Consider the following 16,306-nt stretch of genomic DNA (forward strand, 5'->3'; position numbering starts at 1 on the left):
TCCGCATTTTCACAGCTTATGTTTTCCGCCGCAAGCGCCTAGAACCGTTGCAACGGTCCGCATGCCGGCTGGGGAGAGCGCCATGAAGCCCATTCTCGACGAACTGGAACAGCGCCGCGCCGGGGCGCGGGCCGGCGGGGGCGAGAAGCGCGTCGCCGCCCAGCACAATCGCGGCAAGCTCACCGCGCGCGAGCGGCTGGAGCTTCTGCTCGACACCGGCTCCTTCGAGGAATTCGACACCTTCGTGCAGCACCGCTGCAGCGATTTCGGCATGGACAAGGCCGAGAAGATCCCCGGCGACGGCGTCGTCACCGGCTGGGGCACGGTGAACGGACGCAAGGTGTTCGTCTTCGCCAAGGACTTCACCGTGTTCGGCGGTTCGCTCTCGGAGGCACATGCGGCCAAGATCACCAAGATCCAGGACATGGCGCTGAAGGTGCGGGCGCCGATCATCGGCCTGTTCGATGCCGGCGGCGCGCGCATCCAGGAAGGCGTGGCGGCGCTCGGCGGCTATGGCGAGGTGTTCAAGCGCAACGTCACCGCCTCCGGCGTCATTCCGCAGATCTCGGTCATCATGGGCCCCTGCGCCGGCGGCGATGTCTATTCCCCCGCCATGACCGACTTCATCTTCATGGTGCGCGACACGAGCTACATGTTCGTCACCGGGCCGGAGGTGGTGAAGACCGTCACCAATGAGACGGTCACGGCGGAAGAACTCGGCGGCGCCAAGGTGCACACGACAAAGTCCTCGGTGGCCGATGGCGCCTTCGCCAATGATGTCGAATGCCTGCTGCAGATGCGCCGGCTGATCGACTTCCTTCCCGCCTGCAACCGTTCCGGCGTGCCGGTGTGGCCGAGCTTCGACAATGGCGAGCGGCTCGACCCCTCGCTCGACACACTGGTGCCGGACAATCCGAACAAGCCCTACGACATGAAGGAGCTGATCGGGAAGGTCGCCGACGAGGGCGATTTCTTCGAGATCCAGGAAGGGTTCGCCAAGAACATCCTCACCGGCTTCGGCCGCATCGAAGGGCGCACGGTCGGCTTCGTCGCCAACCAGCCGATGGTGCTGGCCGGCGTGCTGGACGCGGATGCCTCGCGCAAGGCGGCGCGTTTCGTGCGCTTCTGCGATGCGTTCGAGATTCCGATCGTCACCTTCGTCGACGTGCCCGGCTTCCTGCCCGGCACGGCGCAGGAATATGGCGGGCTGATCAAGCACGGCGCCAAGCTGCTGTTCGCGTATTCGCAGGCCACCGTGCCGCTGGTCACCGTGATCACCCGCAAGGCCTTTGGCGGCGCCTATGACGTGATGGCCTCCAAGCACATCGGCGGTGACGTGAACTATGCCTGGCCGACCGCGCAGATCGCCGTCATGGGCGCCAAGGGGGCGGTGGAGATCATCTTCCGCGCCGATATCGACGACCCCGAGAAGATCGCGGCGCGCACCAAGGAATATGAGCAGCGCTTCCTCTCGCCGTTTGTCGCGGCCGAGCGCGGCTATATTGACGAGGTGATACCGCCGCGCGCCACCCGCAAGCGCATCGCGCGGGCGCTGGCCATGCTCGCCTCGAAGAAGATCGAAGCGCCGCTGAAGAAGCACGATAATCTGCCGTTGTAGCGACCTTTCTCCCTCTCCCCGTCGGGGAGAGGGTTGGGGTGAGGGGCGACCAGCCTCGAACTCCCGAAGCCGCCTTCCCCTCACCCGGCGCCTCGCGCCGACCTCTCCCCGACGGGGAGAGGTGAAGTAAAGGCCCGAGAACAATGTTCTCCAAGATCCTCATCGCCAACCGTGGCGAGATCGCCTGCCGGGTCATCAAGACTGCCCGGCGCATGGGCATCAAGACCGTCGCGGTCTATTCCGACGCCGACCGCGACGCGCTGCATGTGGCGATGGCGGATGAGGCGGTGCACATCGGCCCCGCTCCGGCGGCGCAGTCCTATCTCGATGCGGAGAAGATCATCGCCGCGGCGAAGCAGACCGGGGCCGAGGCGATCCACCCCGGCTATGGCTTTCTCTCCGAGCGCGCGAGCTTCGCGAGCGCGCTAAAGGAAGCCGGCCTCGTCTTCATCGGCCCCAATCCGGGGGCGATCGAGGCGATGGGCGACAAGATCGAATCGAAGAAGGCGGCGGCGGCGGCGGGTGTTTCCACCGTGCCGGGCTATCTCGGCGTGATCGAGGACGCGGCGCACGCGGCCCGCATCGCCGACGAGATCGGCTATCCCGTCATGATCAAGGCCTCGGCCGGCGGCGGCGGCAAGGGCATGCGCATCGCCCATTCGCGCGACGAGGTGCAGGAAGGGTTCGACCGCGCCCGCTCGGAAGCGAAGTCCTCCTTCGGCGACGACCGGGTGTTCGTCGAGAAGTTCATCGTCCAACCGCGCCATATCGAAATTCAGGTGCTCGGCGACAAGCACGGCAATGTCATCTATCTCGGCGAGCGCGAATGCTCGATCCAGCGCCGCAACCAGAAGGTGGTCGAAGAAGCGCCCTCGCCGCTGCTGGACGAGGCGACACGCCGGAAGATGGGCGAGCAGGCCGTGGCCCTCGCCAAGGCGGTGAACTATGACAGCGCCGGCACGGTGGAATTCGTCGCCGGGCAGGACAAGTCGTTCTATTTCCTCGAAATGAACACCCGCCTGCAGGTGGAGCACCCGGTGACGGAACTCGTCACCGGCATCGATCTCGTCGAGCAGATGATCCGCGTCGCTGCGGGCGAACCGCTCGCGCTTCGTCAGGAGGACGTGAAGCTGAACGGCTGGGCGGTGGAAAGCCGCGTCTATGCCGAGGACCCCTATCGCGGCTTCCTGCCCTCCATCGGGCGCCTCACCCGCTATCGCCCGCCGGCGGAGGGGGTGAATGACGGCGTCACCGTGCGCAACGACACGGGTGTCTATGAAGGCGGGGAAATCTCGCTCTATTACGACCCGATGATCGCCAAGCTGATCACCCACGCCCCGACGCGCGCGCAGGCGATCGAGGCGCAGGCGGACGCGCTCGACGCCTTCGCCATTGACGGCATCCAGCACAATATCCCCTTCCTCTCCGCGTTGATGACGCATGAGCGCTGGCGGGCGGGGCGGCTTTCCACCGGCTTCATCGCCGAGGAGTACCCCGACGGCTTCCACGCCACCACGCCGAGCGCGGCGCTGGCCCGCCGGCTCGCAGCGGTGGCGGCGGTGATCGACAATGTCGGCAATGCAAGGAAGCGCAAGATTTCCGGCCAGCTCGCCGGGCGGCCGGTGGTGTTCGAACATCAGCGCGTGGTGCGCCTCGGCGACCTGATGCTGGCCTGCGAGGTGGACCGGGCGGCGGGTGGCTTTATCGTCAGCTTCCTCGATGAGGCTGGCCGGCCGGTCTCCACCCATGAGCTGCGCTCGGGCTGGCAGCCGGGTGAGCCGGTGTGGAACGGCGTGTTCGACGAAGAGGCGGTGGCCGTGCAGGTGCGCCCGCGCCTCAACGGCGTGGCGCTGGCCCATCGCGGCATCGCGGTGGAGGCGCTCGTCTATACCAGGCGCGAGGCGGAACTCGCCGCGCTGATGCCGGTGAAGGATCAGGCCGGCAGCGGCAAGCACCTGCTCTGCCCGATGCCGGGCCTCGTCGTCTCGGTCGCGGTCAGCGAGGGGCAGGAGGTGAAGGCCGGCGAGACGCTGGCTATCGTGGAAGCGATGAAGATGGAGAATGTGCTGCGCGCCGAGCGCGACGCTACCGTGGCCAAGATCCACGCCAAGGCCGGCGACAGCCTGGCGGTGGACGCCGTCATCCTCGATTTCGCCTGAGGAGAGGCCGATGGACCCGCGCCCGCTCGATCTCGGTCTCGACAGCTTCCCGCCCGCCACGCGCGCGGACTGGCTCGCCTTGGTCGACGGGGTGCTGAAGGGCGCGCCTTACGACAAGCGCATGGTGACGCGCACGGCGGATGGCTACGGCCTCGACGCGCTCCCGGAGCGGCGGCGCGAGGCCGCGCCCATCGCCGGCCGCCTGGCGGGGGCACCGTGGAAGGTGATCGCCCGCATCGACCATGACGACGCCGCCAGCGCCAATGCGCAGATGCTGGCCGATCTCGACGGCGGCGCCGATGGCGTCGCGCTGGTCTTTGCCTCCGCACCCTCCGCCGCCGGCTTCGGGCTGAGCCTGCGGCATGAGGAGGTGGTGGCGGCGCTGGACGGCCTTCTGCCGGAGATGGCGACGCTGCGGGTGGAGGCCGGCGCCTATCAGGGCCGCGACATCGCCCTCGCTCTGGCCCGGCTCTATGAAAAGGCCGACCCGGCGGCGCTCGACCTGCGCTTTGGGCTCGACCCCATCGGCGACTTCGCCGCGCTCGGTGCCGCGCCCATCGAGTGGGAGGCGCTGGCCGCCCGGCTCGGCCAGACCGTCACCGCGCTGCACGGGCGCGGCCTCACCGCGCCGATGGTGCGGGCGGATGGGCGCGTTCACCATGCGGCCGGCGCCACCGATGCGCAGGAACTCGCCGCCACGCTCGCCACCGCCACCGCCTATCTGCGGGCGCTGGAGGCGGCGGGCCTGCCGCTCGATGCGGCGGCGCGGCTGATCGAGGTGACACTGGTTGCCGATGTCGACCAGCTCGGCACGCAGGCCAAGCCAAGAGCCTTCCGCCTGCTGTGGCAGGCGGTGCTGGAGGCGTGCAGGCTCGCCCCCTCGCCGGTGGCGATCCACATGGAAACCGCCTGGCGCGCGCTGACCCGGCACGATGCGCAGGTGAACCTGCTCCGCGGCACCCTCGCCGCCTTCGCCGCTGGTGTGGGCGGGGCAGACAGCGTGACCGTGCTGCCCTTCACCCAGGCTCTGGGCTTGCCGGACGCGGATGCGCGGCGGCTGGCGCGCAACACCCAGATCATCCTCATGGAGGAAGCCAACGTCCACCGCGTTGCCGACCCTTCCGCTGGCGCCGGCGCCATCGAGGAACGCACCGAAAAGCTGGCGGCGGCGGCGTGGGAGCTTTTTCGCGCCATCGAGCGCGAGGGCGGCATGGTGGAAGCGCTTACCTCCGGCGCCTGGCAGCGGCGCGTGGCGGCGGCGCGGCAGGCGCGGGCGCGGGAGGTGGCCACCCGGCGGCTGCCGATCACCGGCACCTCGGAATTTCCACTGCTCACGGAAGGCGTGCCGAGCGTTCTCGCCCCTGCCCGCCCCCACCCCGCCGCCGCGCCTGCCGAGGGCGCGCTTCTGTGCGAGCCGCTGGTGGGCGAGCGGCTTTCCGAACCGTTCGAGCGGCTGCGGGCGCGCGCCGCCGCGACCAAGGCGTCGGTGTTTCTCGCCGGCCTCGGCACGCCGGCGGATATCGCCGCCCGCACGGGCTTTGCCCGCGCCGCCTTCGAGGCGGGCGGCATTGCCGCCTCCGGTAATGACGGCTTCACCGACCTACAGACGCTGGTCGCCGCGTTCCGGGCGTCGGGCGCCCGGCTCGCCTGCCTGTGCGGTTCCGACGCGACCTATGCCGAGCGCGCGGTCGAGGCGGCGCGGGCGCTGAAGGAAGCCGGGGCCGTTACCGTCTATCTCGCCGGCAGGCCCGGCGAGGACGAGGCGGCGCAGCGCGCCGCCGGCGTCGACGCCTATCTAGCTGCGGGCCTCGACCTCGTCGCCTTTCTCGACGACGCCCAGGCCCGGCTCGGCCTTGGCCGCAGGAGGGAACCATGAGCCCGGCCATCCGTTGCCCCAGGGGTAGCTCTCATGCTGCCATCAACCTAGGGACAGACCATGAAAACGCTGGATCACGGGTGGCGTCGCGCCACCTGCGGCGCGGCGCTGTGCGGGGCACTGCTGGCAGTGCCGGCGACGGCGCAGGAACTGAGCCTGCACGACGGCATCTGGGAGGTGTCGGCCGAGCCGGTGTCCGGGCCGTGCGACAAGCGGCTGGAGTTCCGCCTGTCGGTGGAAGACGGCCAGATCAGCTATGCCGGCCTGTGGGCTGTGGATGCCAGCGGTTCGGTCAGCCCGCTGGGGCGGATCGACATCCGCGTGGTGCGGGGCGAGGAGACGCTCTCCGCGCGCGGCATGGTGCGCGGCGATGTGGCCACCGGCAAATGGCAATCGGCGGCGAAGAACTGCAGCGGCTCCTTCGTGGCGCGCCGGGCCTAGGCGTCAGCCCCTCTCACCGGGAGGGCGTTTGATGAGCCGCATCCCGGATTTCGCCGCTCGGGACTGGCAGGCGCCGCAGCCGCCCGCGCCGTCGGTCGATGCCGCCGACTGGACGACGCCGGAAGGGCTGGTGGTGAAGCCGCTTTATGGGCCCGCCGACATTGCCGGGCTCGGCGCCATCGACAGCTATCCCGGCATCGCGCCTTTCCTGCGTGGCCCCTACCCCAGCATGTATGCCACCCAGCCCTGGACCATCCGGCAATATGCCGGCTTCTCCACGGCCGAGGATTCCAACGCCTTCTATCGGCGCAACCTCGCGGCCGGGCAGAAGGGCTTGTCGGTCGCCTTCGATCTCGCCACCCATCGCGGCTATGATTCCGACCATCCGCGCGTCGCCGGCGATGTCGGCATGGCGGGGGTGGCGATCGACTCGATTTACGACATGCGCACCCTGTTCTCCGGCATCCCGCTGGACCAGATGAGCGTGTCCATGACCATGAACGGGGCGGTGCTGCCGATCCTCGCGCTCTATGTCGTGGCGGCGGAGGAGCAGGGCGTTAAGCCGGCGCAGCTCTCCGGGACCATCCAGAACGACATCCTCAAGGAGTTCATGGTCCGCAACACCTATATCTACCCGCCCGGTCCCTCCATGCGGATCATCTCCGACATTTTCGCCTTCACCTCCAAGGAGATGCCGCGCTTCAACTCGATCTCGATCTCCGGCTACCACATGCAGGAGGCGGGAGCGACGCAGGACCTCGAACTCGCCTATACGCTGGCAGACGGCGTCGATTATGTGCGCGCCGGGGTGGCGGCGGGACTGCCCATCGACGCCTTCGCGCCACGCCTGTCCTTCTTCTGGGCCATCGGCATGAACTTCTTCATGGAGGTGGCGAAGCTGCGCGCCGCCCGGCTGATCTGGGCGAAGCTGATGAAGGATCTCGGCGCGCAGAACCCCAAGTCGCTGCCGCTGCGCACCCATTCGCAGACCTCGGGCTGGAGCCTGACGGCGCAGGACGTGTTCAACAACGTCATGCGCACCATGGTGGAGGCGATGGCGGCGACGCAGGGGCACACCCAGTCGCTGCACACCAACGCGCTGGACGAGGCGCTGGCTCTGCCGACCGACTTCTCCGCCCGCATCGCCCGCAACACGCAAATACTGCTACAGCAGGAAAGCGGGACCACGCGGGCCATCGACCCGTGGGGCGGCTCGTTCTTCGTGGAAAGGCTGACCGCCGATCTGGCACACAAGGCGCTCGGCCACATCGCCGAGGTGGAAGCGCTCGGCGGCATGGCGAAGGCAATCGAGGCCGGCATCCCCAAGCTACGCATCGAGGAAGCCGCTGCCACCACCCAGGCGCGGATCGACTCTGGCGCCCAGACCGTGGTCGGCGTCAACAAGTACCGCCCCGCGCGGGAAATGCCGATCGACGTGCTCAAGGTCGACAACTCGGCTGTGCGCGCGGCGCAGCTCGACAAGCTGGCGCGGCTGAAGGCTGAGCGCGATCCGCAGGCGGTGGCGCAGACGCTGGCCGCGCTGGAGAACGGCGCGCGCGGCGGCGCCAATCTGCTTGCCCTCGCCATCGACGCCGCCCGCGCCAAGGCGACGGTGGGCGAAATCTCCGACGCGCTGGAGCGCGTCTTCGGCCGGCACCGGGCGGAAATCCGCGCGGTTTCCGGCGTCTACCGGCGGGAGGCGGGAGCGATGGGCGACAGGGTCGCGCAGGTGCGGGCGCGCGTCGAGGCGTTCGAGCACGAGGAAGGCCGGCGCCCGCGCCTCCTCGTCGCCAAGGTCGGGCAGGACGGACATGACCGCGGGCAGAAGGTGATCGCCTCCGCCTTCGCCGATCTCGGATTCGATGTCGATATCGGCCCGCTCTTCGCCACGCCCGAGGAAGCCGCCCGGCAGGCGGTGGAGAACGACGTGCATGTGATCGGCATTTCCTCGCTCGCCGCCGGACACCTTACTCTGGTGCCGCAGGTGAAGGCGGCGCTGGCCGCACAGGGGCGGCCGGACATCATGGTGGTGGTGGGCGGCGTGGTGCCGCCGCAGGATTACGACGCCGTGCGCGCCGCTGGCGCCGAGGCGATCTACCCGCCCGGCACGGTGATCGCCGAGGCCGCCGGCGAACTGGTCGACACACTCGCCGCCCGTCTCGGTCATGCGAAGGACGCGGCGGAATAGAGGCCGCCGCCCTCACCCCGGCGCCCGCACCGGCAGATGCAGCGCCGGCCCGGCGGGGCGGTAGGCGCCGCCGGAGCCGAACAGTTCCGCCACCCAGTCGACGAAGACGCGCAGCCGGCTGCTCAGATGCCGGTTCGGCGAATAGACCACATGCAACACGATGGGGCCCGCCTGCCATTCCGGCAGCACGCGCACCAATGCGCCGGTGTCGAGATAGGGCCCCACCATCGCATCAATCGTCTGCGTAATGCCGAGGCCGGCGAGGCCGGCGGCGAGATAGGCGGTGGAATCGTTGGTCGCCAGCACATGCGGCACGCGCAGCTCATAGCTTTCCTCACCGCGCACCATGTCGAACACCATCGGCCGCCCGGTGCGGGCGCTGAAATAGCCGATGACGCGGTGCCCGTTTGCGAGGTCGCGCGGGTGCTCCGGCAGGCCGTGGCGAGCGATATAGGCGGGCGAGGCGTAGTGCATCAGCGTCAAGGCACCGACGCGGCGGGCGATCAGCGTCGGGTCGCTGAGATCGCCGCCGCGAATGGCGCAATCGACATTCTCGGCGAGCAGGTCCACCGGACGGTCGGTGACGCCGAGATCGAGCTGGATGTCGGGATAGCGGGCGAAGAAATCCGGCAGCGCCGGGATGAGAGCGTAGAGCGCCAGCGAGGACGGCACATCCACCCGCAGCCGCCCGGCCGGGCTCGCCTGCGAGCGGGTCATCGAGCCATCGAGCTCATCGAGATCGGAGAGCAGCGCCACCGCGCGCTCATAATAGGCGGCGCCGTCGGGGGTCACGGCGACGCGGCGGGTCGAGCGGTTGAGCAGCTTGGTGCGCAGATGCGCCTCAAGCTGCTGGATATGCTTGGTCACGGTGGGTTTCGGCATGTCGAGCAGGTCGGCGGCACGGCTGAACGTGCCGGCTTCCACCACCCGGACAAAGGCCCGCATCGCGGCGATCTGGTCCATGGCTACCGTGTGATTATTTCCATATGTAAATAATGTTATCGCCAATCGGCTATTTTTTCGAGCCCGATGCAGGTCTAGTTTTCGCCGCACTGCAACAGCAACAACCGTTGGAATCGGGGTGGGAGCGAAGGCTTCCTCCCGGTAGTGGGCGCCATGACCGCAGCGTGGACCGAGGCAAAGCTGGATATGGACGGGGAGGCGCTGGCCGCGCGCGTCTACCGTCCCGCCGTGCCGCTGCGTCCCGCGCCGCTGGTGCTGCATCTGCATGGCGGCTGCTTTGTCGACGGCGATCTCGACTGCAGCGCGCATCTCTGCCGCATCATGGCGGAGGCCGGCGCGGTCGTGGTCTCCATCGACTATCCGCTGGCGCCGGAACACCCCTTCCCGGCGGCGCTCAACCTCTCCTTCAAGGCGCTGGGCCGGCTTTATGCCGAGCGGGGGAAATGGGCGGGGCGCGGCGCGCGGCTGTTCGTCGCCGGCGAGGAAGCCGGGGCAAATCTTGCCACCGCCCTCAGCCTGATGGCCCGCGACCAGCAGGCCCCGCCGCTGGCCGGGCAGATCCTGATCTCGCCCATGGTCGACCCCAGCCTGTGCTCCGGCTCGATCCACGCCGCCTCGGCGGGGGCGTCGGGCTGCAAATGGGCGGATGGCTGGCACCTCTATCTCGGCAGCGCCGACCGCGCCGCCCATCCCTATGCCGCCCCGCTCGGCTCGCGCCGGCTGGGCGGGCTCGCTCCGGCGCTGATCGTCACCTCCGCCGACTGCCCGATCCGCGACGAGAGCCTCGCCTATGCCGAGCGTCTGCGCGCGGGCGGGGTGGCGGTGGAAAGCCATCTGCTCGAAGGCACCAACTGTTCGAACCAGAGCATCGACGCCGCCATCGAGGCCGCCCCGGCATGGGAGACGGTCCTGCGCGGCCTGTTCAGCACCTTTCTGGCGGAGAATTCCGCCGCACCGCTTCGCACCATTCGGGCCTGAGGCCCGGGAGACAGGTCATGAGTGACAACCGCTTCGGCACCGATGCCGCCCCGACACCGATCGCACACGCCGTCATCGCCCACGATGCACCCGCCCCGCGTCCGCGCCGTGCCAAGGGCTGGCGTGAGGCGGGGCTGGCGCTGACCCTCGCCCTCATCGCCACCGGCGGTGCCGTCTTCGTCGCCTGGCCGAGCTCGACCGCGCTCGCGACCGATCCCGCCCCGGCGGAAGCCGCCGCCCCGCCGGCCATGCCGGTGGAGGTCGCGGTGCTGAAGACGCGCGAGACCATGAAGTGGGACGAGTTCTCCGGCCGCCTGCGCGCGGTGGAGGTGGTGGAGGTGCGCCCGCGCGTCGCCGGGGCGGTGGAGAAGATCCATTTCCGCGAAGGCGCGCTGGTGAAGGAAGGCGACCTGCTGGTGACCATCGACCCCGCGCCGTTCCAGGCCGCGCTGACCCGCGCGGAAGCGTTGCGCGAGGCGGCCGCCGCCCGTGTCGAGCTCACCCGCAGCGAGCTGGAACGCGGCAAGCAGCTGGTCGACAACCGCACCGTCTCGGTGCGTGATCTCGACCAGCGCACCAATGCCTTCCGCGAGGCGGAAGCGAATCTGCGCGCGGCCGATGCCGCCGTGCAGAGCGCCAAGCTCGATCTGGGCTATACCGAGGTGCGCGCGCCGGTCGATGGCCGCGTCGGGCGGATCGAGGTGACGGTCGGCAATCTCGTCGCCGCCGGCGCCTCCTCGCCGGTGCTCACCAGCCTCGTCTCCATCAACCCGATCTATGTCAGCTTCGATGCCGACGAGAACACGGTCGCCGAGGCGCTGGCCTCGGTCGGCGAGCATGATGTCGCGCTGACCGAGATCGACCAGATCCCGGTCGAGATCACCACCGCCACCACCGCCAGCCGACCGGTACGCGGCCATCTCCAGCTCGTCGACAACCAGGTCGATGCCTCGACCGGCACGTTCCGCCTGCGCGCCGTGTTCGACAATGCCGATGGCCGGCTCGTGCCGGGCCAGTTCGCGCGGGTAAAGATGGGCCGCGCCAAGACCCAGCCGGCGCTGGCGGTGAATGAACGCGCCATCGGCACCGACCAGGACAAGAAGTTCGTCTTCGTGGTCGGCGACGACAACAAGGCCGTCTGGCGCAAGGTGACGCTCGGCCCGCCCTCGGACGGGCTGCGCGTCATCACCGACGGGCTGAAGGAGGGCGAGCGTATCGTCGTCAACGGCCTGCAGCGCGTGCGCCCCGGCGCGGTGGTCGCGCCGGAGATCGTGCCCATGGAATCCGCTTCCGCCGCCGCCGCGACGGACCCGAACACCGCCGTCGCCGCGCGCTGATTTCAGCCCCGACGCTCTGCCTCCTTGGGGGAGGACGCTATGAATCTGTCCAAATTCTTCATCGACCGGCCGATTTTCGCCGGCGTCCTCTCCGTCCTGATCTTCCTCGCGGGGCTGCTGGCCCTGCGGGTGATGCCGATTTCGGAATATCCGGAAGTCGTGCCGCCGCAGGTCATCGTCCGCGCCACCTATCCCGGTGCCAGCCCGAAGGTCATCGCCGCCACCGTGGCAACGCCAATCGAGGAAGCCATCAACGGCGTCGAGGACATGCTCTACATGTCCTCGCAGGCGACGACGGACGGCGTGATGACGCTCACCGTCACCTTCAAGCTCGGCACCGACCCGGACAAGGCAACGCAGCTGGTGCAGAACCGCGTCGGCCAGGCCGAGCCGCGCCTGCCGGAAGAGGTGCGCGCGCTCGGCATCACCACCGCCAAGAGTTCGCCGACCTTCCTCATGGTCGTGCACCTCATCTCGCCCAATGACCGCTACGACATCACCTATCTGCGCAATTACGCGGTGCTGAACGTGAAGGACCGGCTGGCCCGTATCGGCGGCGTCGGCCAGATCGACATCTTCGGCGGCGGCGACTACTCCATGCGCGTCTGGCTCGACCCGCAGAAGATCGCCGAGCACGGCCTCTCCGCCGGCGATGTGGTCAACGAGATCCGCGCCCAGAACGTGCAGGCCGCCGCCGGTATCGTCGGCGCCTCGCCGGCGCTGGAAGGCGTCGACCTGCAGCTCACCATCAACGCCCAGGGCCGTCTGGAGACCGAGGAAGAGTTTGGCGACATCGTCGTGAAGACCGGCGCCAACGGGCAGGTGGTACGGCTGCGTGACGTCGCCCGGCTCGAACTCGGCGCCGCCGATTATGCGCTGCGCTCGCTGCTCGACAACAAGCAGGCGGTCGGCCTCGGCGTGTTCCAGGCGCCGGGATCCAACGCGCTGGAAATCGCCGAAAATGTCCGCGCCACCATGGCGGAAGTGAAGAAGACGATGCCGGAAGGCGTCGACTTCGACATCGTCTACGACACCACCCGCTTCGTCGACGCCTCCATCGACGCCGTGGTGCACACGCTGTTCGAAGCGGTGGCGCTGGTCGTCATCGTCGTCGTGGTGTTCCTGCAGACCTGGCGCGCCTCGATCATCCCGCTGCTCGCCGTGCCGGTCTCGATCGTCGGCACCTTCGCGGTGATGTATCTGTTCGGCTTCTCCATCAACGCGCTGAGCCTGTTCGGGCTGGTGCTGGCCATCGGCATCGTCGTCGACGACGCCATCGTCGTGGTGGAGAATGTCGAGCGCAACATCGAGAACGGGCTGACGCCGCGTGCCGCCGCCTATCAGGCGATGAGCGAGGTGTCCGGCCCCATCATCGCCATCGCGCTAGTGCTGGTGGCGGTGTTCGTGCCACTCGCCTTCATCACCGGCCTGTCGGGCCAGTTCTACCGCCAGTTCGCGCTCACCATCGCCATTTCGACGGTGATCTCGGCGATCAACTCGCTCACTTTGTCGCCGGCGCTGGCGGCGCTGCTGCTGCGCGGCCACGACACCCCGCCGGACGCGCTCCAGCGCGTCATCAACTTCCTGTTCGGCTGGTTCTTCCGCGGCTTCAACTGGGTGTTCGCGCGCGGCTCGCGCGGCTATGGCGGCGGCGTGCGCGGCACGCTGAAGGTGAAAAGCCTCGTCATGGTGTTCTACGCCGTGATGCTGGGCGCCACCTGGTGGCTGTTCCAGGCGGTGCCTCCGGGCTTCGTGCCGGCGCAGGACAAGCAGTATCTCGTCGGCTTCGCCCAGCTGCCCGACGGCGCCACGCTCGACCGCACGGAAGAGGTGATCCGGCAGATGACCGAGATCACGCTGGCCCAGCCCGGCGTGTCCAGCGCGGTCGCCTTCCCCGGCCTGTCCATCGCCGGCTTCTCCAACTCGTCGAACGCCGGCATCGTGTTCTCGGTGCTCGACCCGTTCGAGGAGCGCACGAGCCCGGAACTCTCCGCCGGCGCCATCGCCGGGGCGCTGAACCAGAAATACGGGGTGATCAAGGGCGCCTTCATCGCCATGTTCCCGCCCCCGCCGGTGCAGGGCCTCGGCGTGGTCGGCGGCTTCAAGATGCAGATCGAAGACCGCGCCGGCCGCGGCTACGAGGCGCTGAACGAGGTCACCAACGCCTTCATGGCCAAGGCCATGGCGGCGCCGGAACTCACCGGGCAGTTCACCACCTACCAGATCAACGTGCCGCAGATCTTCACCAATGTGGACCGCACCAAGGCCCGCCAGCTCGGCGTGCCGATCCAATCGGTGTTCGAGACGCTGCAGGTCTATCTCGGCTCGCTCTATGTGAACGACTTCAACAAGTTCGGCCGCACCTACTCGGTGCGGGCGCAGGCCGACGCGCCGTTCCGCGCCCGGCCGGAGGACATCGGCAAGCTGAAGGTGCGCTCGCTCTCGGGCGAGATGATCCCGCTCTCGGCGCTGCTGACGGTGGAGACCACTGCCGGGCCGGAGCGCGCCCAGCGCTATAACGGCTTCCTCACCGCCGACTTCAACGCCTCCCCCGCGCCCGGCTATTCCTCCGGCCAGGCGCAGGAAGCGGCGATGCGGATCGCCGCCGAGGTGCTTCCACCGGGCTTCGACTATGAATGGACCGATCTCACCTATCAGGAGATTCTCGCCGGCGATTCCTCGCTCATCGTCTTCCCGCTCGCCCTGCTGCTCGTCTTCCTGGTGCTGGCGGCGCAATATGAAAGCCTGACGCTACCCATCGCGATCATCCTGATCGTACCTATGGGCCTGCTGGCAGCGCTCTATGGCGTGTGGCTGGGCGGAGGCGACAACAACATCTTCACCCAGATCGGCCTCGTCGTGCTGGTCGGCCTGTCGGCGAAGAACGCGATCCTGATCGTCGAATTCGCCCGCGAGCTGGAATTCATGGGCCGCAACCCGGTGGAGGCGGCGATCGAGGCCAGCCGCCTGCGCCTGCGGCCGATCCTCATGACCTCCTTCGCCTTCATCATGGGCGTGCTGCCGCTGGTTCTCTCCACCGGCGCCGGCGCCGAGATGCGCCATGCCATGGGCATCGCCGTGTTCGCCGGCATGATCGGCGTCACCTTCTTCGGGCTGTTCCTCACGCCCGTCTTCTACGTGCTACTGCGGCGCCTGGCGGGCAACCGCCCGCTGCGGCAGCACGGCGAGGCCCATATCGCGCCGCTTGCGGCCGAGTGAGCCTTGCTACCCGGCCGGAAGGCCGCATCCTACGCGTCGGTTGCCCCCTCGACGCAAGGGAGCGCGGTTCTTCCGGCCGGTCTCGTTCGACAGGCGCGGCGGGCGATGGCACATAGAGCCCCCCGCCGCCAGGATGCTCGCGCGCATGAAGCCGATCAAAGCCGACTGGACCGATGTGGTCCTCGTCTGCCGCAAATGCGCGAAGAAGCTCGATGGCGGCTTCGGCCCCGATTCTGACGAGACCCTGCCCAAGGCGCTGCGTGCCGCCATCGCCGAGCGCGAGGGCGGCAAGCCGATGAAGAAGCCGCGCCGCAAGGGCGCAGGGGTAGCGGTCATCGAGGTGCCCTGCCTCGACATCTGCCCGAAGAACGCCGTCATCGTCATTCCCGCCCGCAGGCCCGGGCGCTGGCTCAGCGTTGCGCGTGGGACCGATCTCGACGCGCTGCTGGACGACATCGCCCCGAGGCGCGACGAGGACTGATCAGGCCGGTTTGTTCGCGGGCGTGTCCGGAGGCGCCTGCGACGACGCATCCGCCTTGGTCGGCGGGTTGAACGCCCAGACCAGCACGGTCATCAGGCTCACCCCGATGACGATGCCGACCAGCCGCTCGATCGGCGGAGCGAGGCTGTCGGGCGGCGAGGCGCTGACCAGTGTTACCAGATAGGCGATGGCGCATTGGGTGCCGATATAGGCCTGGCTGGATTTGCCCAGGTGGATGCGGGCGAAGGAGAACACGCCGAGAAACAGCATCGACGCCCACCACCACACATGCACCGCGTCGATCAGGATGATGACCAGCGCCGCGGCCCCGCCGAGAATGCAGCCCAGAATGCGCTGGAAACCGCGATGGCGCGTCGCCAGCGGGTCGCTGTCGACGACGATGAGGCTGGAAATCAGCACCTGCGGCAGTTGCGGCAGATCGAACAGCGACCAGACGATGATGATTGTGAAGGCGCCGAGCCCGGCGATGAATGACTGGCGCTCGGCATTGAGCGCGGTGGTAGCCGCCGCCTGCGCCTTCAGCCGCGCATGCAGCTCGCCCGCCCGCGGCCCCAGCGCCCAGCTCGACAGCGTGCCGCACACCACGCCGATGACGATCTCGAAGCAGCGGTAATGCGCGAAGCCGTAAAGCTGCGCCGGCTGGGTCATGGTGTAGAGCATGACCAGCGCGAAGGTGAGCCCGCCATAGAACCAGGCATAGCCATAGGCGCTACGCTGGCGGCCATAGGTGCCCACCGCTGCGGCGATGGTCACCAGCGCCAGCTGCATGAGGTTGTAACCCTCCGCCCACTGGCCGATATAGTAGCCGCCAATCACCCCGATGAAGGTGCCGAGCACCCGCAGCACACCCTTGGTGAACAGGGCGTCGCGGTCGACATTGGCGATGATCATCACGCTGAGCGCGGCCCAATAGGGCTCGTCCAGCCCCATCAGCAGGGCGATATAGACGGCCGCCACCACGCCGGTGGCGGTGGCGAAGGCCTGCCGGTCAATATCGCTGATCCCGCCGCCGCCCTCTGCCATGG

General features: G+C 68.6%; 11 protein-coding genes. 9 read left to right on the plus strand and 2 right to left on the minus strand.

Annotated features, from left to right (window positions below; translation table 11 throughout):
- The first annotated feature begins 82 nt into the window (after positions 1–82).
- The 5 genes from K9D25_RS00550 to scpA all read left to right on the plus strand — a co-directional run bounded on the left by K9D25_RS00550 (position 83) and on the right by scpA (position 8,282).
- Entirely contained in the window at positions 83–1,618 is a 1,536-nt protein-coding gene (locus K9D25_RS00550) for an acyl-CoA carboxylase subunit beta (protein WP_244378227.1), read from the plus strand.
- Between the two features lie 143 nt (positions 1,619–1,761).
- Entirely contained in the window at positions 1,762–3,777 is a 2,016-nt protein-coding gene (locus K9D25_RS00555) for an acetyl-CoA carboxylase biotin carboxylase subunit (RefSeq protein ID WP_244378229.1), read from the plus strand.
- Between the two features lie 10 nt (positions 3,778–3,787).
- A complete protein-coding gene (locus tag K9D25_RS00560) occupies positions 3,788–5,653 on the plus strand; it encodes a methylmalonyl-CoA mutase family protein (protein ID WP_244378230.1) in 1,866 nt (621 codons plus the stop codon).
- A 60-nt stretch (positions 5,654–5,713) separates the two neighbouring features.
- Positions 5,714–6,094, plus strand: a complete 381-nt coding sequence (locus K9D25_RS00565; RefSeq protein ID WP_244378232.1) for a hypothetical protein — start codon at positions 5,714–5,716, stop codon at positions 6,092–6,094.
- 31 nt (positions 6,095–6,125) lie between these two features.
- Complete coding sequence (scpA, locus tag K9D25_RS00570; protein ID WP_244378234.1) at positions 6,126–8,282, plus strand: methylmalonyl-CoA mutase; 2,157 nt, start codon at positions 6,126–6,128, stop codon at positions 8,280–8,282.
- Between the two features lie 12 nt (positions 8,283–8,294).
- Here scpA and K9D25_RS00575 read toward each other — a convergent pair whose 3' ends face one another.
- On the minus strand, positions 8,295–9,245 hold the full coding sequence (locus K9D25_RS00575; protein ID WP_244378236.1) for a LysR family transcriptional regulator: 951 nt from the start codon (positions 9,243–9,245) through the stop codon (positions 8,295–8,297).
- A gap of 153 nt (positions 9,246–9,398) precedes the next feature.
- Here K9D25_RS00575 and K9D25_RS00580 point away from each other — a divergent pair, with 153 nt between their 5' ends.
- The 4 genes from K9D25_RS00580 (at position 9,399) to K9D25_RS00595 (ending at position 15,260) form a co-directional block, all read left to right on the plus strand.
- Positions 9,399–10,223, plus strand: coding sequence for an alpha/beta hydrolase (locus tag K9D25_RS00580; protein WP_244378237.1), 825 nt, complete (start codon positions 9,399–9,401; stop codon positions 10,221–10,223).
- A gap of 17 nt (positions 10,224–10,240) precedes the next feature.
- Positions 10,241–11,560, plus strand: a complete 1,320-nt coding sequence (locus K9D25_RS00585; RefSeq protein WP_244378239.1) for an efflux RND transporter periplasmic adaptor subunit — start codon at positions 10,241–10,243, stop codon at positions 11,558–11,560.
- Between the two features lie 39 nt (positions 11,561–11,599).
- Positions 11,600–14,779 carry an efflux RND transporter permease subunit gene (locus tag K9D25_RS00590; RefSeq protein ID WP_244378241.1) on the plus strand — a complete coding sequence of 1,060 codons (3,180 nt, stop codon included), beginning with the start codon at positions 11,600–11,602 and terminating at the stop codon, positions 14,777–14,779.
- A gap of 145 nt (positions 14,780–14,924) precedes the next feature.
- Entirely contained in the window at positions 14,925–15,260 is a 336-nt protein-coding gene (locus K9D25_RS00595; protein WP_244378242.1) for a (2Fe-2S) ferredoxin domain-containing protein, read from the plus strand.
- On the opposite strand, the gene K9D25_RS00600 is transcribed toward K9D25_RS00595, so the two are convergent.
- The gene (locus K9D25_RS00600; RefSeq protein WP_244378244.1) at positions 15,261–16,304 is read right to left on the minus strand and encodes an FUSC family protein; all 1,044 of its coding nucleotides are present in this window, start codon (positions 16,302–16,304) and stop codon (positions 15,261–15,263) included. It lies immediately after the preceding gene.
- Positions 16,305–16,306: the final 2 nt, after the last annotated feature.

The sequence above is a fragment of the Ancylobacter polymorphus genome (assembly GCF_022836935.1).
GTDB lineage: Bacteria > Pseudomonadota > Alphaproteobacteria > Rhizobiales > Xanthobacteraceae > Ancylobacter > Ancylobacter polymorphus_A.